Annotated in this window: 16 protein-coding genes, 2 tRNA genes and 2 pseudogenes; 14 read left to right on the forward strand and 6 right to left on the reverse strand. The window is 60.8% G+C overall.

The genetic code is table 11. The annotated features are described in order from the left end of the window. The 4 genes from dnaA (at position 1) to G5S35_RS00020 (ending at position 5,650) form a co-directional block, all read left to right on the forward strand. A complete protein-coding gene (gene dnaA / locus G5S35_RS00005) occupies positions 1-1,566 on the forward strand; it encodes a chromosomal replication initiator protein DnaA (protein ID WP_183038439.1) in 1,566 nt (521 codons plus the stop codon). 220 nt (positions 1,567-1,786) lie between these two features. Further along, positions 1,787-2,890 (forward strand): DNA polymerase III subunit beta, encoded by a 1,104-nt coding sequence (gene dnaN / locus G5S35_RS00010; protein ID WP_065061811.1) that lies wholly within the window; start codon positions 1,787-1,789, stop codon positions 2,888-2,890. A gap of 114 nt (positions 2,891-3,004) precedes the next feature. Further along, positions 3,005-5,476: a DNA topoisomerase (ATP-hydrolyzing) subunit B gene (gene gyrB, locus G5S35_RS00015; protein ID WP_074982903.1), complete on the forward strand. Its 2,472-nt coding sequence runs from the start codon at positions 3,005-3,007 to the stop codon at positions 5,474-5,476. A 101-nt stretch (positions 5,477-5,577) separates the two neighbouring features. Next, positions 5,578-5,650, forward strand: a tRNA-Ser gene (locus tag G5S35_RS00020). A 449-nt stretch (positions 5,651-6,099) separates the two neighbouring features. Here the strand turns inward: G5S35_RS00020 and G5S35_RS00025 are convergent. From G5S35_RS00025 to adh, 3 genes are all read right to left on the reverse strand, one after another. Continuing rightward, positions 6,100-6,579 carry an AraC family transcriptional regulator gene (locus G5S35_RS00025; protein WP_183038440.1) on the reverse strand — a complete coding sequence of 160 codons (480 nt, stop codon included), beginning with the start codon at positions 6,577-6,579 and terminating at the stop codon, positions 6,100-6,102. 112 nt (positions 6,580-6,691) lie between these two features. Continuing rightward, positions 6,692-7,072: a DUF779 domain-containing protein gene (locus G5S35_RS00030; RefSeq protein ID WP_074983015.1), complete on the reverse strand. Its 381-nt coding sequence runs from the start codon at positions 7,070-7,072 to the stop codon at positions 6,692-6,694. Positions 7,073-7,174: 102 nt separating this feature from the next. Beyond that, positions 7,175-8,695, reverse strand: coding sequence for an aldehyde dehydrogenase (adh, locus tag G5S35_RS00035; RefSeq protein ID WP_065061814.1), 1,521 nt, complete (start codon positions 8,693-8,695; stop codon positions 7,175-7,177). 422 nt (positions 8,696-9,117) lie between these two features. On the opposite strand from adh, the gene G5S35_RS00040 reads away from it, so the two are divergent. Continuing rightward, a complete protein-coding gene (locus G5S35_RS00040; protein ID WP_065061815.1) occupies positions 9,118-9,318 on the forward strand; it encodes a hypothetical protein in 201 nt (66 codons plus the stop codon). A 32-nt stretch (positions 9,319-9,350) separates the two neighbouring features. Here G5S35_RS00040 and G5S35_RS00045 read toward each other — a convergent pair whose 3' ends face one another. After that, entirely contained in the window at positions 9,351-9,668 is a 318-nt protein-coding gene (locus G5S35_RS00045) for a hypothetical protein (RefSeq protein WP_074982909.1), read from the reverse strand. Between the two features lie 241 nt (positions 9,669-9,909). Here G5S35_RS00045 and G5S35_RS00050 point away from each other — a divergent pair, with 241 nt between their 5' ends. From G5S35_RS00050 to G5S35_RS00070, 5 genes and pseudogenes are all read left to right on the forward strand, one after another. After that, positions 9,910-10,191 carry a hypothetical protein gene (locus tag G5S35_RS00050; RefSeq protein WP_065061817.1) on the forward strand — a complete coding sequence of 94 codons (282 nt, stop codon included), beginning with the start codon at positions 9,910-9,912 and terminating at the stop codon, positions 10,189-10,191. A gap of 103 nt (positions 10,192-10,294) precedes the next feature. Then, positions 10,295-10,426, forward strand: a pseudogene (locus G5S35_RS00055) (IS3 family transposase); the annotation flags it as partial. Between the two features lie 353 nt (positions 10,427-10,779). Further along, positions 10,780-11,253: an Hcp family type VI secretion system effector gene (locus G5S35_RS00060; RefSeq protein ID WP_183038441.1), complete on the forward strand. Its 474-nt coding sequence runs from the start codon at positions 10,780-10,782 to the stop codon at positions 11,251-11,253. A 35-nt stretch (positions 11,254-11,288) separates the two neighbouring features. Continuing rightward, positions 11,289-11,843, forward strand: coding sequence for a lysozyme (locus tag G5S35_RS00065; protein ID WP_082992068.1), 555 nt, complete (start codon positions 11,289-11,291; stop codon positions 11,841-11,843). Positions 11,844-11,862: 19 nt separating this feature from the next. Beyond that, complete coding sequence (locus tag G5S35_RS00070) at positions 11,863-12,333, forward strand: lysozyme inhibitor LprI family protein (protein ID WP_161495579.1); 471 nt, start codon at positions 11,863-11,865, stop codon at positions 12,331-12,333. 241 nt (positions 12,334-12,574) lie between these two features. Here G5S35_RS00070 and G5S35_RS00075 read toward each other — a convergent pair. Continuing rightward, positions 12,575-12,650: transfer RNA gene (locus G5S35_RS00075), tRNA-Lys, on the reverse strand. Positions 12,651-12,957: 307 nt separating this feature from the next. Here G5S35_RS00075 and G5S35_RS00080 point away from each other — a divergent pair. Both G5S35_RS00080 and G5S35_RS00085 read left to right on the forward strand, forming a co-directional pair. Then, positions 12,958-13,362: a PaaI family thioesterase gene (locus G5S35_RS00080; protein WP_065061818.1), complete on the forward strand. Its 405-nt coding sequence runs from the start codon at positions 12,958-12,960 to the stop codon at positions 13,360-13,362. 38 nt (positions 13,363-13,400) lie between these two features. Beyond that, positions 13,401-14,294 (forward strand): patatin-like phospholipase family protein, encoded by an 894-nt coding sequence (locus G5S35_RS00085; RefSeq protein ID WP_183038442.1) that lies wholly within the window; start codon positions 13,401-13,403, stop codon positions 14,292-14,294. 84 nt (positions 14,295-14,378) lie between these two features. Here the strand turns inward: G5S35_RS00085 and G5S35_RS00090 are convergent, their stop codons facing one another. Continuing rightward, positions 14,379-15,392, reverse strand: coding sequence for a D-2-hydroxyacid dehydrogenase family protein (locus tag G5S35_RS00090; RefSeq protein ID WP_183038443.1), 1,014 nt, complete (start codon positions 15,390-15,392; stop codon positions 14,379-14,381). 419 nt (positions 15,393-15,811) lie between these two features. Between G5S35_RS00090 and G5S35_RS00095 the strand changes: the two genes are divergently transcribed. Both G5S35_RS00095 and G5S35_RS00100 read left to right on the forward strand, forming a co-directional pair. Then, on the forward strand, positions 15,812-17,662 hold the full coding sequence (locus G5S35_RS00095) for a phosphoenolpyruvate carboxykinase (GTP) (RefSeq protein ID WP_074982917.1): 1,851 nt from the start codon (positions 15,812-15,814) through the stop codon (positions 17,660-17,662). A 374-nt stretch (positions 17,663-18,036) separates the two neighbouring features. Next, positions 18,037-19,115: pseudogene (locus tag G5S35_RS00100) on the forward strand (LysR family transcriptional regulator); the annotation flags it as partial. Positions 19,116-19,119 lie beyond the last annotated feature (4 nt).

Genomic DNA, 19,119 nt, shown 5'->3' on the forward strand with positions numbered 1-19,119 from the left:
ATGAACGAATTCTGGCAACACTGTTCCGCACTACTGGAGCGCGAATTGACGCCCCAGCAGTACGTGACGTGGATTAAACCGTTGGCCCCGGTTGCCTTCGACGCTGCGGCGAACACGCTGCAGATAGCCGCTCCCAACCGCTTCAAGCTCGACTGGGTGAAGAGCCAGTTCTCGGGCCGGATCACCGATCTGGCGCGCGACTTCTGGCAGACGCCCGTCGATGTGCAATTCGTCCTCGACCCGAAGGCGGGCATGCGCGCGCCTGTCGCCGCTCCCGCGCCGCGCGCGCCGCTGGCCGCCGCCGAAGCGGCGCCGGCCGTTCACCACGCCGCGCCGAGCCACGCGGGCGCCGCAGCCGTCGCCGCCATGAACAGCCTCGCCGCCGCGCAAACCGCGCATGCGGCCCAGGCCGCCCAGGCCGATGACGCCGCCGACCTCGACCTGCCGAGCCTCGACGCCAACGAAGCCGCCGCCGGCCGCCGCAGCTGGCGTCCGGGTCAGGGCGCGGCCGCCGCGGCCAGCGCCGAGCCGGACCCGACCTACGAGCGCTCGAAGCTCAACCCGGTGCTCACGTTCGACAATTTCGTGACCGGTAAGGCGAACCAGCTCGCGCGCGCCGCGGCCATCCAGGTCGCCGACAATCCCGGCATCTCGTATAACCCGCTGTTCCTGTACGGCGGCGTGGGCCTTGGCAAGACCCACTTGATCCACGCGATCGGCAACCAGCTGCTGATCGACAAGCCGGGCGCGCGCATCCGCTACATCCACGCGGAACAATACGTGTCCGATGTGGTGAAGGCGTATCAGCGCAAGGCGTTCGACGACTTCAAGCGCTACTACCACTCGCTCGACCTGCTGCTGATCGACGATATTCAGTTCTTCTCGGGCAAGTCGCGCACGCAGGAAGAGTTCTTCTACGCGTTCGAGGCGCTGGTCGCCAACAAGGCGCAGGTGATCATCACGAGCGACACGTATCCGAAGGAAATCTCGGGTATCGACGACCGCCTGATCTCGCGCTTCGACTCGGGCCTGACGGTCGCGATCGAGCCGCCGGAACTCGAAATGCGCGTGGCCATCCTGATGCGCAAGGCGCAGTCGGAAGGCGTGAGCCTGAACGAAGACGTGGCGTTTTTCGTCGCCAAGCATCTGCGCTCGAACGTGCGCGAACTCGAAGGCGCGCTGCGCAAGATCCTCGCGTACTCGAAGTTCCACGGCCGCGAAATCTCCATCGAGCTGACCAAGGAAGCGCTCAAGGATCTGCTGACGGTGCAGAACCGCCAGATCTCGGTGGAAAACATCCAGAAGACGGTGGCGGACTTCTACAGCATCAAGGTCGCCGACATGTACTCGAAGAAGCGCCCCGCGAACATCGCGCGGCCGCGCCAGATCGCGATGTACCTGGCCAAGGAGCTGACGCAGAAAAGCCTGCCGGAAATCGGCGAGCTGTTCGGCGGGCGCGATCACACCACGGTGCTGCACGCCGTGCGCAAGATTGCCGACGAGCGCACCAAGGACGCCCAGCTCAACCACGAGCTGCACGTTCTGGAGCAAACGCTCAAGGGCTGACGGGGCGGGCCCCCGAGGTTCCCCCTGTTTATTGCGTGGATCGCCCCCAATTTAGGGAAGCGGTCCGTTTTCAGGCACAATATGGGTTTAACCGTCCGGCGCTCCGGCCGACCGGGCGGATTCCACGCCACGGCCTGTGCTGCGGGACGGCGCCGGGATCGGGCGCACGACGCCCGGCCCGGACAGGGTGCGCAGACCGTCACATCAACGAAGGAACTCTATGCAACTGGTCAAGACCGAACGCGATAACCTGCTGAGGCCGCTGCAAACGGTGAGCGGCATTGTCGAACGCCGCCACACGTTGCCGATCCTCGCCAATCTGCTGATCACCAAAACCGGTTCCGACGTTTCGTTCCTGTCGACCGACCTCGAGCTGCAGATCACCACGACCGCCGACTTCGGCGTCGGCAGCGAGCAGGTCGCGACCACGGTCGCCGCACGCAAGCTGCTCGACATCCTGCGCGCGATGCCCGACGGCCAGGTCACGCTCACGCTCGCCGACAAGCGCCTGACGGTGCAGTCGGGCAAGAGCCGCTTCGCCCTGCAAACGCTTGCCGCGGACGAGTTCCCCACGGTGGCGCAGGCCAAGGACTTCGGCGCGAACCTCTCGGTGCCGCAGAAGACCTTCCGCCAGTTGCTCGGCATGGTCTATTTCGCGATGGCGCAGCAGGACATCCGTTACTACCTGAACGGCATGCTGCTGGTGGTGGACGGCGACCAGCTGATGGCCGTGGCCACCGACGGCCACCGCCTCGCGTTCTCGTCGATGAAGATCGAAGGCTCGTTCGCGCGCCAGGAAGTCATCATCCCGCGCAAGACCATTCTCGAACTCCAGCGCCTGCTCGAAGACATCGACGACACGCTCAAGATCGACATCGGCTCCACGCAGGTCAAGTTCACGTTCGGCCAGGTCGAGCTCGTTTCGAAGCTCGTGGAAGGCAAGTTCCCCGACTTCCAGCGCGTGATTCCGAAGGCGCACAAGAACACCTTCCAGATCGGCCGCGAAGAACTGCAACGCTCGCTGCAACGCGCGGCGATTCTCACGTCCGACAAGTTCAAGGGCGTGCGCTGCATCATCGAGCCGGGCCAGCTCAAGATCATGTCGACCAACGCCGACCAGGAAGAGGCGCAGGAAGAGCTGGAAATCGCCTATCAGGGCGACACCATCGACATCGGGTTCAACGTCACGTATCTGCTCGACGTCCTCGCGAACCTGAAGGTCGACACGCTGGAAGTGAGCCTCGGCGACGCCAGTTCCAGCGCGCTCATCACGATTCCCGAGAACGAGGAATTCAAGTACGTGGTGATGCCGATGCGCATTTAAAAAGCGCGACAGAAGAAGAACACCAGGGGGCGCTGCGCCCCTTTGGCGTTTTTATGGCTTTTCAAAAAGTCTCGAGCAGTAACGCTGGCAGTACAGCAGAACCGGAAAAATTCCATGACTGATACGAACAACTCGCAACCCGACAACAGCTACGGCGCCTCGTCGATCCAGATCCTCGAAGGTCTGGAAGCGGTGCGCAAGCGTCCCGGGATGTACATCGGCGACACGTCGGACGGCACCGGTCTGCACCACCTCGTCTTCGAAGTGCTGGACAACTCCATCGACGAAGCGCTCGCCGGCTATTGCAACGACATTCACGTCGTCATTCACGCCGACAACTCGATCTCGATCACCGACAACGGCCGCGGCATTCCCACGGACGTGAAGATGGACGACAAGCACGATCCGAAGCGCAGCGCCGCTGAAATCGTGATGACCGAGCTGCACGCGGGCGGCAAGTTCGACCAGAACAGCTACAAGGTCTCGGGCGGCCTGCACGGCGTGGGCGTCTCGTGCGTGAACGCGCTGTCGAGCTTCCTGCGCCTGACCGTGCGCCGCAACGGCAAGAAGCACTTCATGGAATTCCACCGTGGCGTGCCGCAGAACCGCATTCTCGAAGAGCGCGACGGCGTGACGGTGTCGCCCATGCAACTGCTCGGCGACACGGAAAACCGTGGCACCGAAGTGCACTTCATGGCCGATGAAACCATCTTCGGCAGCGTCGAATATCACTACGACATTCTCGCCAAGCGCATCCGCGAACTCTCGTTCCTGAACAACGGCGTGCGTATCCGCCTGACCGACCAGCGCTCGGGCAAGGAAGACGATTTCGCGTTCGCGGGCGGCGTGAAGGGCTTCGTCGAGTACATCAACAAGGCGAAAACGGTCCTGCATCCGAACATCTTCTACATCTCGAGCGAGAAGGACGGCGTGGGCGTGGAAGTCGCCATGCAGTGGAACGACAGCTACAACGAAAGCGTGCTGTGCTTCACGAACAACATCCCGCAGCGCGACGGCGGCACGCACTTGACGGGGCTGCGCGCGGCGATGACGCGCGTGATCAACAAGTACATCGCCGACAACGAAATCGCCAAGAAGGCGAAGGTCGAAACCTCGGGCGACGACATGCGCGAAGGTCTGTCGTGCGTGCTCTCCGTGAAGGTGCCGGAGCCGAAGTTCAGCTCGCAGACGAAGGACAAGCTGGTGTCGTCGGAAGTGCGCGCGCCGGTGGAAGACGTCGTGGCGAAGGCGCTGGAAGACTTCCTGCAGGAAACGCCGAACGACGCGAAGACCATTTGCAGCAAGATCGTCGACGCCGCGCGTGCGCGCGACGCCGCGCGCAAGGCGCGTGAAATGACGCGACGCAAGGGCGTGCTCGACGGCGTGGGCCTGCCGGGCAAGCTCGCGGACTGCCAGGAGAAGGATCCGGCGAAGTCCGAGGTGTATATCGTCGAGGGCGACTCGGCAGGCGGCTCGGCCAAGCAAGGCCGCGACCGCAAGTTCCAGGCGATCCTGCCGCTGCGCGGCAAGGTGCTGAACGTCGAGAAGGCGCGCTACGACAAGTTGCTGTCGTCGGAGCAGATCGTCACGCTGATTACCGCGCTCGGTTGCGGTATCGGCAAGGAAGATTACAACCTCGAGAAGCTGCGTTATCACCGCATCATCATCATGACCGATGCGGACGTGGACGGCGCGCACATCCGCACGCTGCTGCTGACGTTCTTCTATCGGCAGATGCCGGAGATGATCGAGCGCGGTTACGTGTATATCGCGCAGCCGCCGCTTTACAAGCTCAAGGCGGGCAAGGACGAGCGTTATCTGAAGGACGACGCCGATCTGAACGCGCATATGCTGCGTCTGGCGCTGAACGGTTCGGAACTGGTGCCGACCGAAGGCGCGACGCCGATTTCGGGTGATGCGCTGGGCGAGCTGGCAAGGTCGTATCAGTTGGCGCGCGCCGTGGTGGATCGCTTGTCGCGTCTGTATGACGTGCGGGCGCTCGAAGCCATTATGGATGGCGTGGCGATCGATCTGTCGAGCGAGGAGTCGACGGAGGCTTCGGCTCGTGCGCTTGAGGCGCATCTGCGCGACGATCCTTTGAAGCCGGAAGTGTCCGTTGTGCCGATGTATGACGCGGTGCGCGAGCAGCGTTCGCTGCGCGTGGAGCGTCGTCATCATGGCAACGTCAAGGTTTCCGTGATCGACGAAGAGTTCCAGCTGACGGCAGATTATCAGCAGCTCGTGAATACCGCGAATACGTTCAAGGGTTTGATCGGCAAGAATGCGCTCATCAAGCGGGGCGAGCGCAGCATGGCGGTGACGGACTTCAAGAGCGCGATGAAGTGGCTGATCGCGGATGCTGAGCGCAATGTTTCGAAGCAGCGTTATAAGGGGCTCGGCGAGATGAACCCTGAGCAGCTCTGGGAAACGACGATGGATCCGACTGTGCGTCGTCTGCTGCGCGTGCAGATCGAGGATGCGATTGCTGCGGATGGGATTTTTACTACGTTGATGGGTGATGACGTGGAGCCGCGTCGCGCGTTTATCGAGAGCAATGCGCTGCGGGCGGGGAATATTGATGTTTGAGGGGTTTTAGTCGGGTCGCGGTTGGCGATCTGGCTGGAATTGGGAGACCCACGAGTTGAGAGACTCGTGGGTCTTTTTGTTTTTGGGTTTGATTTGGTTTATGGGTGGGATGGGATGCGGATTGCAATCGCGTTCGCAATGCGAAGGACGGGAGTTCGATCCTCCTCCGCGCAATGCGACTAACAAAGCCCTCTACGCCACCCACCTCACCCCACTCCCCCAGCCCCTCAACAAAAAAAGCGCCCTCAAGGCGCTTTTTCTTCGCCCAAACGAAGCTCCCCAACCTATCCACCCCCCCTCTGGATAACCCCCTTACAACCCCCGGAACATCCGGTGCACGAAACCTGAACAACTCCGCCCCTGGATAAAACAGTGGAAAAGTTGTCAGCAACTACCTGGGATTGTCCCGTTAACACCCGCAGGGTTATGAATTTTCCACAGCCTTGTTTACTCAATAGTTTTCCGGGGTTATCCACAGAAAACCCAGGGACTTGTTAACTATTACTACGTTTACGTATACATAGATTGAAAAACCCTAAGAGACCGCGCATCGGAAACGAAAAAGCCGCTGGACAACCTCTCCAGCGGCCTCGAAAAACCCAGGTAAGCCCCGAAACAAGCCCTCAAACCAGCGGAATATAAAGCTCGGTTTTCAGATCCTCAGGCGCGACCTCGTCCGGCGTATTCAGATACACCTCGAACGAAGGCACCGAAAAGTCCGCATTGCGCCCGAGTTGCTTCAAGCCATCGTTGTAAAGCCACATCCACGCCTGCTGCAGTCCCTGATACGGCCCGCTGTGCAGCACCATCGCGTGTTCACCGCCGCGCAACTGAAACTTCTCCACCGGCGCCACAACCTGCACATCGCGATCGTGCACAAGCTGCACCGCCGCCTTCGAGCGCAGCTTCGATTCCTCGACCGAATTCGGATCGTCGTAGTAAATGCCGACCAGCCTCGATCCCGACGTCCGCACCTTCCGCTCGCCGAGCCATTGCGCGAGCGTATAAAACGCATCGCCGATCTTCATATACGGGCCGGTATGGCTCACGGCGAGCAGATCCATCGGATCGAGCTTGAGCAGCTTCACGTCGCGGTTTTGCATGATGTCGTCTCCAGGTTCGGCGCGCGCGAATGTGCGAATGCGCAAATGCGCGGATCCCGGCCAGGATAGCATCGCCCTCGAAATCCCTCCCGCTACCTGTCTCAGCGCAAAGTCACAAACTCACCCGCGCCACCGGATGGGCTTCGAGCCACGCGTTCTCCTCATCGTCATAAAGCCGCGAGCGCGTGAGAAACCGCAACCCCGTCGGCCGCTCAAGCGAAAACATGCCGCCATTGCCCGGCACCGCATCGATGATCAACTGCGTATGCTGCCAATACTCGAATTGCGACGCGGTCATATAAAACGGCACGCCGCCAATCTCGCCGAGTTGCACATCGGCGTTGCCCACGAGAAATTCCCCGGCGGGAAAACACATCGGCGCGCTGCCATCGCAGCACCCGCCGGATTGATGAAACAGCAGTGAGCCGTGCTCGCGCGCGAGTTGCTCGATCAGCGCGAGCGCGGCGGGCGTGGCGGTAACGCGTTCGACCATGTCGCGGCGCTCCTCGAAAAAGACGCTCGCCGGAACGCCCCACACGGCGCCCGGCGAGCCGGTACAACACCCGCAATCGATCAGAAGAAGATCACACGCCCATCAGAAGAAACCCAGCGGCTGGTCGCTATAGCTGACGAGCAGGTTCTTCGTCTGCTGATAGTGATCGAGCATCATCTTGTGGTTCTCGCGGCCGATGCCCGACTGCTTGTAGCCGCCGAACGCCGCGTGCGCCGGATACGCGTGATAGCAGTTCGTCCACACGCGCCCGGCCTGGATCTCGCGGCCGAAGCGATATGCGCGCGTGCCGTCACGCGTCCACACGCCCGCGCCGAGGCCGTAGAGCGTGTCGTTGGCGATCTCCAGCGCTTCCTCTTCGGTCTTGAACGTCGTCACCGAAACGACCGGCCCGAAGATCTCTTCCTGGAAGATGCGCATCTTGTTGTGGCCGCGGAACACGGTCGGCTTCACGTAGTAGCCCGCGCCGAGTTCGCCGGCCAGCGCGTTGCGTTCGCCGCCAATCAGGCATTGCGCGCCTTCCTGCTTGCCGAGGTCGATGTACGAGAGGATCTTCTCCAGCTGTTCCTGCGAGGCCTGCGCGCCGATCATCGTCTTCGTGTCGAGCGGATGGCCTTGCTGGATCGCCGCCACGCGCTTGAGCGCGCGCTCCATGAAGCGGTCGTAGATCTTTTCGTCAATCAGCACGCGCGACGGGCAGGTACACACTTCGCCCTGATTGAGCGCGAACATCGCGAAGCCTTCGAGCGCCTTGTCGAAATAGCTGTCGTCGTGATCGAGCACGTCGGCGAAGAAAATGTTCGGGCTCTTGCCGCCCAGTTCCAGCGTCACGGGAATGATGTTCTGGCTCGCGTACTGCATGATCAGGCGGCCCGTCGTCGTTTCGCCGGTGAAGGCGATCTTGGCGATGCGCTTGTTCGAGGCGAGCGGCTTGCCTGCTTCGAGGCCGAAGCCGTTCACGATGTTGAGCACGCCCGGCGGCAGCAGATCCTGAATGATCTCGGCGAACACGAGCATCGAGGCGGGCGTCTGCTCGGCGGGTTTGAGCACGACGCAGTTGCCGGCCGCGAGCGCGGGCGCGAGCTTCCAGGCGGCCATCAGGATCGGGAAATTCCACGGGATGATCTGGCCGACCACGCCGAGCGGTTCATGGAAGTGATAGGCCACCGTGTCGTGATCGATTTCGGAGATGCCGCCTTCCTGCGAGCGCACGCAGCTCGCGAAATAGCGGAAGTGATCGGCCGAGAGCGGAATGTCGGCGGCCAGCGTTTCGCGCAGCGGCTTGCCGTTGTCGATGGTTTCGGCCACGGCGAGCTTGTGCAGGTTCTGCTCGATGCGGTCGGCGATGCGATTGAGGATGTTGGCGCGCTCGGTCGGCGAGGTCTTGCCCCAGGCGGTCTTGGCTTTGTGCGCGGCGTCGAGCGCCAGCTCGACGTCGGCTTCGCGCGAGCGCGGAATCGACGTGAACGGATGGCCGGTGATCGGCGAGATGTCGTCGAAATACTCGCCGCCCAGCGGCGCGACCCACTCGCCGCCGATGAAGTTGCCGTATTGCTTCTTGTACGGGAACTCGGTCGTCAGGAACTGCATGTCCGCGTGATTCATCTACGTGCTCCTCGTTTTGTCTGTGTCGATATGGGTGGGCGCGTCAGGCCGAGACCGCGCAACCGGTGCTCGTCAATGCCAGAAGCGTGCCAATCGCGGATCGAGAGGAGCGCGGGCGCGAGGCGAAGGGGCGTGCAGGGCCGCTGCGGCGCGCGGACGCATGCGGCCCGGTCTGTACGGCGCGCGGAGCCTGAACGGCTTAGCGAGACAGGCGAGGGCGCCGGCGCGGCCACATTGCGCCGCCACGGCACAGCAAAGCGCAGAAGGACGCGCACGCGTTGCTCAAAAACTGAACAACGCGCGGGAAAACGAGCGAGCGTGAAGAAAACGCGAGGAAAGGATGGCGGAAAGCGCGACGAATTGCGGCGCGCGGGGCCCGCATGCTGTAGGCTTTGCAGCCGTAACAGCAAGGAGAATCTGCAATGTCTGAAACTGAATCGTTCGTCTGCCGCAATCAGTCCTGCGGCACGCCCTGGGAACAAAGCGAAGTGGTCATCAAGAACGAGGGCCAGGGTCCGTTGTTCCGTTGCCCACTGTGCGGCGCCCGCAACTATTTGGAGCAATTCGAGGACGACGAAGGCAACGTCGTCTACGAACAGGTCGACGGCAAGCCGTTCCTGTGAGCCAGTGAGCGGACGCGCGCCTCAGAAGTCCCTCAAAGAATTTCCGAGGCCAGCGAGATGCCGAAAATGATGCCGCCCACGAGACCCAGCGCGCGGCCCACGAGCAACAGGTTCAGATCTTCGTCGAGCAGGCCCGGATCGCGCCGTTCTCGCAGCAGCGTGCGATGGAGAATCGGGCGCGGGAACAGCAGCAGGGCGGAGAGGGCGGCGGGCACGGCAAGCCGTACGGCCGCGCCATAGCCCCGGTCCGACGGAAAGTCGAGCCAGACCATCAGCACGACGAGCGCGGCGGTGAGAATGCCGCCGATGACCGCGCCGGCGACGAGTTTGTCGGTTGGATGCCCGTGCATGGCAATCACCTCTGGAGTGTTTTTCGATCACTCCATGATCTGATGCAGGTCAGAAAAACCCTATCGGATCAGTCTTAAAACGCGCGCGGCACGGCGCGTCGGGCCTGAGCATCGCGCGTGCCCGTCGATGCGTTCTGGCTGGATTTTCGCCCTATCCAATCGGGTAGGCTGGCGTCGCGCCCCGGTCGTCCTACAGTTACGTCATACGATAAGAAACACTGTCGGAAACGGGGAGTTCGCCATGACATTCGTTGAACAGGAAATCGCGCATATCGCGCGCGTGATGCCGGCGTCGCTATCGAGCGACTTCGAAGAGCCGATCATGGACGCCGACTACTGGCGCAAACGGCTGCACGCCTTGCTCAAGCAAAACCATTTGTCTCACGTTCAGCTCGCTACGGTCGACACGCTGCTGCGTCAGCTCGACGGTTTCGAGTCACTCGGCCGCTGGCTGCCCCAGCCGCCGCGCGCGGTGCGTTTTTCGATGAAAGTGAGAGATCGCAGCGCCGACGTGCTGGTTTGAGCGGCGAAAGCGCAGCGCCACCGCTGCGCAGACAAGCGCGCGCAGGAAAAACGGCGGGAGAAATGCAAAAAGCCCGGTCAGAAGACCGGGCTTTTTGCATGACATTTATCGCACGAGGGACGCGGCGCGGGCCGACGTGTTCGATTACATCGAGCGCTTCTACAACCCGCATCGCCGACATTCAACACTGGACTTCGTTAGCCCGGTTCAGTTCGAGCTACGCATGACGGGCTAATTTACCTGTCCGGGAAAGCGGGGGAAAGCCAATCCGCGTATTCCTGAGGTAAGCCGGGACGAATGGACAGACGCCATCTGTCGCCCGGTTTAAATTTTTCGAATCGCAAAGGTAGTGACATGACGCGCGCGCTCAAACGTGAGCCGCGCCATTTGTCAACTTATCCGATTCAAAATACGGGGTGATCTACATCAAATTTTGATGTATTGATTATTCGATTTTTAAAAATTAATGAAAATCAGATTGTTCTGATTTTCACCGTTCAATATTTCAGATCACTATGGTTGTGCAATAGGGCCTGCATCAATCATGCGGTTGCGGCAACATTTTTACGTAACGAACCAGGAGGCGAAATGGCCGATATTTTTCTGAAAATAAATGGTATTTCAGGTGAGGCGAAAGATGCAGTCCATCAAGATGAGATAGAAATTTTTAGCTGGCAATGGGAAATGGCTCAGCAATCATCAATGATGTTAGGGTCTGGCGGCGGTGCAGGTAAGGCAACAATTAAGGATTTGAAATTTGTTCATCAAATTGATCGCTCCAGTCCTAATCTCATGCGTTATTGTTTGACGGGTCGCCACATACCAGAAGCAATCCTGTCAGTGCGCAAGGCGGGTGGTGTGCCACTTGATTTCTTAAAAATAATTATGGGAGACGTGATAATAACCTCTGTTAAGCCGATTGTACATGATGAGAGTTACTGTGAGCACGTTGCGTTTTCATTTTCTCGGGTAAAGCAAGAATATATATTGCAAAGCGATATCGGTGCAAGTGCAGGTACTGTCACCGCGAGCTTTGATATCAAGGAAAATTTGGATCGTTGACGTTTAATTACTAGACACTCAACAATGGAGGGCACATGGCGGACTTATCCACCAAATCCACTATTTCAATCTACGCAGGCAGGATAAGCAAGCCGTGGAAGGCATCGAAGGAAGGCTTGTCATTTATAAGTGTGTGGGAGTCTGGGTTGTTGAACGGTGTAAATTTTCAAGGGCATCAAGTTATTGATGGATTTATATTGAAGGCATACCGTGACAATGTTGGAATTCCTACAGTCGCGAGCGGCCATCGTATCTTGCCTGCCGATCATATAGCATTGGGGCAAACTATTTCGCTAGAACGCGCCAGAGAATTCAAGAGGCGCGATCTTGAAAGAATGGAGCAGCGTTTAAACGGAGATGTAAACGTAGAGTTATATCAATTTGAATATGATGCGCTTGTAAGCATTGTTTTCAATTGTGGCCCCAATGGCGGTGCGGATGATATTATCGACAAAGTTAACGGTGGCCGCTACGGAGAAATGTTTGATTATATATTGGAATATCGAATCGGAAAGAACAAAAAATTAAGGACGAGGCGCTATGCCGAGGCGCGTCTCTTTGCTTCGGGAGTTTATGATGCGGAGCACTAAGACACTATGTTTTATCGCAATGTTGCTGATGCTGGGTTCGTTCACGCCATCGCGCGTAAATGCACAATCCATATATTCGGAGCGATTTGACTATAAGCTGTATCGATCCTCGGCGGCTTATTTTCTGGGGAAGTCAACGGCGTGGATTGATGAATTATGCAAAGCGCAGCATAATGCCTCACAGGAGGATATGGATCAGTGTGCCCATCGTGAATTTGAAGATGCCGATGATAAGTTAAATAAGGAATTGCGATTATTTTCTGAAAAAGCAGCGAGAAATGATAAATCTTTGAAGGCTGATAATTATCCATTGGCATGGCCCTATTTCAAAAATAGCCAAGATGCATGGGTGCAGTATCGAGACAACTACTGCTATGGTGAGACGTATGGACTGGGGCAGGCATCCATGCGTTACATCGTTTTTTGGGGATGCATGGAGCGGATAACAAAGAGCCGATTGCAGGAACTGAAAGCCCCAGATGCGGGTTAGGCATGTTTTCATAGGCCCACGCTTCGCGTGCCCTGCTGTTGTGAGGGGGGGGGCGTGCGGGAGGAGCGGCAAGATCGCTTTGAGGTGGCGAAGATTGCGATTCGCGTGGATGCACTTCGCGCACTGAATAAGCTGCGACATTGCAGGACGAATGTTGCTCGAATTTGCCTACATAGTGCCTACGTGGAACCTGGAAAGCAAAAAGCCCGGTCAGAAGACCGGGCTTTTCACATAAATTGGCTGGTGGGGCGTGAGTGACTCGAACACTCGACCTACGGATTAAGAGTCCGCTGCTCTACCAACTGAGCTAACGCCCCCAACAGAAGAAAGATTATGCCCTGCCTTTTGAGTCTTGGCAAGTCCTTTTCGCAAATTTCCTAAAAAAGTTGCTGGCGGCCTGGAACGGCAAGCTGGCGCGTCGCGGCAGCACGGTCGCCTTATCTTCAATATCAACAGGACGCGGTACCACCCGGTATCATGTGGCCACGCTGGCGGGTCCGCGCTTCGGATCGCTTCCGATCGTTTCGGGCCGCGAGCCGGCGTGCCGCGCGCTACCCGCCGGGTCCGTCGCCACGAGGACATCCGCCACGCGGCACGCACTCCATAAAAGGCACAAGAGAGACGATGGACGACAAGGCAATCGACGCGCTGCTCGAGCGCGTGCTGGCGCCGTGGGTGAAGGCGCTCGGGTTGAAGCCGCTCGACGTGACGGAAGACAGCGCCACGCTGCGGCTGCCGTTTTCCGGCGAGCTGCGCCACGCGGGCGGCGTGATCTGCGGCCAGGTGTTCATGGCGGCCGCCGACACGGCGATGATCGTGGCGATCTCGGCGGCGCTCGGCGAATTCAAACCGATGACCACGGTCGCACTCAACACCAACTTCATGCGCGCGGTGCGCAAGGGCGACGTGAAGATCACGGCGCGCGTGCTGCGCATGGGCCGCAATCTGGTGTTCGGCGAAATAGAACTCTATGACGAAGACGGCCGGATGGCCGTTCACGCGACCTCGACTTACGCGCTACTCGACTAAGCTGTCGCATTCAGGACGAATCGAAGGAAAGAGGGCGCATGTTCGATCAGGTTGTCTTTGCCGGCGGCGGCAACCGCTGCTGGTGGCAGGCGGGTTTCTGGGACGTCGTTCAGCCGAAGCTGGATCTGCGCCCGCGCGTCATCACGGGCATTTCGGCGGGCGCGGCCACCGCGTGCATGATCTACACGCGCGATTCGCAGTGGGTCATGCGCTATTACGAGGAAGCGCTCAAGCACAACAAGCGCAACGCGTACTGGGGCAACCTGCTGCGCGGCGAGTCGGTGTTTCCGCACTACCGCATCTACCGTCAGGCGCTGCTCGACATCTACGGGCCGCGTTTCGAAAAGCTGCAGGACGCGCCCGAGATCCGCATCGGCGTGTCGCATCTGCCGCGCTGGCTCGGCGCGCGCAGCGCGGTGGCGGCAGGGCTCATCGCGTACAACATCGAAAAGCACATCCGCAAGACGCTGCATCCCACGCTTGGGCGCAAGCTCGGTTTTCATCCGGAATTCGTGACGGCGCAGGCTTGCCAGAGCGTCGACGATCTCGCCGACCTCGTGCTGCAATCGTCGTGCACGCCGCCTTTTACGCCGGTGCTGCGCCGTAACGGGCGCGCCGTGCTCGACGGCGGCATGGTCGACAACGTGCCCGTCGGCGCGCTCGACGACACGCCCGGGCGCGTGCTGGTGATGGTCACGCGGCTGTATCCGCGTCCGCAGATGTTCGTGGTGAAGCACCGCACGGGCGGCGACGGCGGCCAGCCCGGCGAGCAACTGCGCCTCTATGTGCAGCCGACCGCGAAGGTGCCGATTTCGAGCTGGGACTACACGAGCCCGCAGCAGATGCAGCACGCCTGGAACCTCGGCGCCGAAGACGGCGGGCGTTTTCTCGCGCGTCTGCCGGAGATGTTCGAGGCGGCCTCGCACGTCTGAGCCGCATCGCGCGGCGCGCGCATCGACGCAAAAAAGGCGGCCTGATGGCCGCCTTTTTGTTGGCTACGCGCGCAGCTTGCCGCCTTACTTGCGGCGACCGCCTTGCAGCGCTTCCGGATTCGCGACGTGCGAGAGATCGCCCGCATCGAACGACAGGATGTTGCGGAAGGCCGCGCCGAAATACAGCTCGTAGCTTTCGCGCTCCACATAGCCGATGTGCGGCGTGCAAATCACGTTTTCCATACGCAGCAGGCTGTAGCCCTGCAGGATCGGCTCGCTCTCGAACACGTCGATCGCGACCATGCCCGGCCGGTTGTGCGCGAGCGCGCCGAGCAGCGCGTTCTCTTCGAGCAGTTCGGCGCGGCTCGTGTTGACGAGCAGCGACGTCGGCTTCATGCGCAACAGGTATTCCTGCTTGACGATGCCGCGCGTGTCGTCGTGCAGACGCAGATGCAGCGAGAGGATGTCGCTTTCCTCGAACAGCGCCTCGTGGCTGGCGGCGGCTTCGTAGCCGTCGGCGCGCGCGGCTTCGAGCGAATGCTCGCGGCCCCAGATGATCACGCGCATGCCGAACGCCTTGCCGTAACCGGCGACCAGGCGGCCGATCTTGCCGTAGCCCCAGATGCCGAGCGTCTGGCCGCGCAGCACCTGGCCGAGACCGAAGTTCGGCGGCATCGCCGAGGTCTTCAGGCCCGACTGCTGCCACGCGCCCTGCTTGAGGTTGGCGACATACTGCGGAATGCGCCGCTGCGCCGCCATGATCAGCGCCCAGGTGAGTTCGGCGGGCGCGACCGGCGAACCGGTGCCTTCGAGCACGGCGATGCCGCGTTCGGTACAGGCTTCGATATCGATGTGCGGACCGGCCTTGCCCGTCTGGCTGATCATGCGCAGATGCGGGAGTTTGTCGAGCAGTTGCGAGGAGATGCGCGTACGTTCGCGAATCAGCACGAGTGCTTCGACTTCCGAGAGGCGGCTCGCGAGCTGACCGAGCCCGCGCACGGTGTTGTTGAAGACCTTGACCTCGTGATCGGCAAGCAGCTGGAAGCAGTCGAGCTTGCGGACGGCGTCCTGGTAGTCGTCAAGGATGGCAATTTTCATGGCGGCAAAAGTGATAGGCAGCGCACCGTACGTGGCGCGACTCGATGTTCATCTGGTGGTTATCCCACTATGCAGCGTTTGGCAGGCTGGTATGAATACGGGGTCGCCTCACGTTGCATCGGCCGCAACGAAGAAATAGCGCTCGCGGGTACCGCAATTGCTGTTTCGTTCGATGGCGCTCAATGCGGCTGCACGAGGTTTGAACGAGAATTTTTCCCCTTTTATCAGCTTGTCGGGTCGCCATGCAAGCCGCTTTACAGACGGTTGCGAACCCCTGCTGATTGGGCCTTGACGACCTGCACAACTGCGCGGACCGCAGCCCCGGTTTCGCCGTTGAATCGCTTAAAAAAGTGCCTCTCGCACGCAGCGTCGAAAAGGGCCTGAAACGATTTTTTATCAGCCCCTATGGAGACTTTTCGATGAATCATCCCGACTTCCCCGCCCAGGCCGCCATGCAGGCGCCGTCCTGGGTCCGACACCGGAAACTGGTGGAATGGGTCAAGCAGATCGCCGCGCACACGCAGCCCGAACGCATCGTCTGGTGCGACGGCTCGCAGGAGGAATACGACCGCCTGTGTCAGCAGATGGTCGACGCGGGCACGATGCGCCGCCTCAATCCGCAGAAGCGCCCCAACTCGTATCTGGCCTGCTCCGATCCCTCGGACGTGGCGCGCGTCGAGGATCGCACCTTCATCTGCTCGCAGAAGAAGGAAGACGCCGGCCCGACCAATAACTGGATCGCGCCCGCCGAAATGCGCTCGACACTCGACGGCCTGTTCGCCGGCTCGATGCGCGGCCGCACGATGTATGTCGTGCCGTTTTCGATGGGCCCGCTCGGCTCGCCGATCGCGCATATCGGCGTCGAACTCTCCGATAGCCCCTACGTGGCCGTCAACATGCGCATCATGACGCGCATGGGCCGCGCGGTGTACGACGTGCTGGGCGAAGACGGCCCGTTTGTGCCCTGCGTGCACACTGTGGGCGCGCCGCTGGCGGCGGGCGAGCAGGACGTGCCGTGGCCGTGCAACAAGACCAAGTACATCGTCCATTTCCCGGAAACGCGCGAGATCTGGAGTTATGGTTCGGGCTATGGCGGCAATGCGCTGCTCGGCAAGAAGTGCTTTGCACTGCGCATCGCTTCGACGATGGGCCGCGACGAAGGCTGGCTCGCCGAGCACATGCTGATTCTCGGCGTGAAATCGCCGGAAGGGCGCAAGTATCACGTCGCGGCGGCGTTCCCGTCGGCGTGCGGCAAGACCAACTTCGCCATGCTGATTCCGCCGGCCGCCATGAACGGCTGGGAAATCAGCACGATCGGCGACGATATCGCCTGGATCAAGCCGGGCGCGGACGGCCGCCTCTACGCCATCAACCCGGAAGCGGGCTACTTCGGCGTGGCGCCCGGCACGAGCGAGAAGACCAACTTCAACGCCATGGCGACGCTCAAGGAGAACGTGATCTTCACGAACGTCGCGCTGACCGATGACGGTGACGTCTGGTGGGAAGGCATGACCGACACGCCGCCCGCGCATCTGATCGACTGGCAGGGCCAGGACTGGACGCCGGCGATTGCGAAGGAAACGGGTCGCAAGGCCGCGCATCCGAACGCGCGCTTTACGGCGCCCGCGTCGCAATGTCCGTCGATCGACGCCGAATGGGAGAACCCGAAGGGCGTCGCCATCGACGCGTTCGTGTTCGGCGGCCGCCGCTCGACCACCGTGCCGCTCGTGACCGAGGCGCGCGACTGGACCGAAGGCGTCTACATGGCCGCGACGATGGGCTCGGAAACCACGGCGGCGGCGGCAGGGCAGCAGGGCGTGGTGCGCCGCGATCCGTTCGCCATGCTGCCGTTCTGCGGCTACAACATGGCCGACTACTTCGGCCACTGGCTGAAGGTGGGCGGCCGCCTCGAACAGCTCGGCGCGACGCTGCCGCGCATCTTCTGCGTGAACTGGTTCCGCAAGGGCGACGACGGCAAGTTCGTGTGGCCGGGCTTCGGCGAGAACATGCGCGTGCTCGAATGGATGGTGCGCCGTATCGAAGGTCAGGGCGAGGGCGAAGCGCACGCGTTCGGCGTGTCGCCGCGTTATGGCGATCTCGACTGGCGCGGCCTGAACTTCACGCCCGAGCAGTTCGCGCAGGTGATTTCGGTCGACGCCGACGCCTGGCGCGCGGAGCTGGCCCTGCATTCGGAGCTGTTCGACACGCTTGCGCAAGGTTTGCCGCCGTCGCTGCGCGACACGCGTGCGGATCTGGAAAGCCGCCTTTGAACGGCGTTTTTCGATGAATGTGAGCGCTCACTATCGGTGTGAGCGGGTATGAGCGCTCGAATTGAACAAAAGATCGCCTGCGGGCGATCTTTTTATTTGGGGTCGTACTTAGTTCGTGGAAAAAGGCGGGCAAAAATCTGCTCTAGAACGCGTGTTCTGTTCACGATGATCCGGGCTTTTCGCTGCGATGCAGAAAATTGTTTCGAAGCGGGAAACAATAGCGGCTGTGATACTGCGTAAACAGTGACAGTAGCGAAAATTTCGAAGAAATTCAGTGCTTCTTAGGCAACTTCTGCACGATTTCTCATGTCGTAGGAGAATTCGTGGTTTCCTCCGTCGGATTCCGACGGACAGTAACAGGCAGGAGTTGTCTCATGGATCATTTGCAGTCGATGCGAGTTTTCGTCAAAGTGGCCGACCTCGGCAGTTTTGCCCGGGCCGCTTCCGCGATGGATATCTCGAATGCGGTTGCGACGCGTCACGTGGCGGACCTCGAAGGTCGTCTTGGCACGCGTTTGCTCAACCGCACGACCCGCAGTCTTTCCCTCACCGAGTCCGGTCAGGTCTATCTCGAACGCGCCCGCCAGATTCTCGACGAGCTCGAAGATGTGGAGCAGATGGTGGTGGCGCGCAACCACGAACCCGTCGGCACCTTGCGCATCGTGGCGCCGGTGGTGTTCGGGCTGCACAATCTCGCGCCCGTGCTGCAGACCTACACGCAGCGCTATCCGCAAGTCATTCCCGATGTCACGCTGGTCGACCGCCAGGTCGATCTGGTCGAAGAAGGCTTCGATCTCGGCGTCGTGACCGCGCGCCAGATGCGCAGCGCGAGCATCGTGACGCGTCGTCTCACGACGGGCTGCATGACGGTGTGCGCGACGCCCGCGTATCTGGAAAAGCACGGCACGCCCACGCGTCCCGAGCACCTGATGGAGCATCCGTCGCTGTCGCTGCCTTCGGAATACTGGGGCGACGAGCGCGTGTTCACCGGTCCGGAAGGCGAAGTGCGCGTGCGCCGAGCAACGTGATCGTCGCGAACAATACCGAAATGCTGCGTCAGTTCGCGCTGCTCGGCATGGGCATCGCGATTCTGCCGAGCTACCTGATCGGCCGCGACATGACGCGCGGACGCCTCGTGCGCCTGCTCGGCGACTACCGTCTGCCGCAGGTCGAGATCAACGTCGCGTACCCGAGCCGCCGCCATCTGCCGGCCAAGGTGCGTACGTTCATCGACCATCTGGTGGAGCATTTCAGCCAGACGCCGAACAGCCAGCTCGGCGAACAGTGGGTCAAGGACGGTCTCGCGCGCCCGGCAAACGCCCGCAACGGCGCGCCGAGGCGTTCGACGGCGCGGAGCCGATCTCGGATCTGCTCGACGGTTCGCGCGGCGCGGAAGGCGAGCACAACGGCGCGGAAGAGCGCGCGCCGAAGGCTGGCCGCGCATCGGCCGGTCGCAC

It is taken from the genome of Paraburkholderia tropica (assembly GCF_014171495.1).
Classification (GTDB): Bacteria; Pseudomonadota; Gammaproteobacteria; order Burkholderiales; family Burkholderiaceae; genus Paraburkholderia; species Paraburkholderia tropica.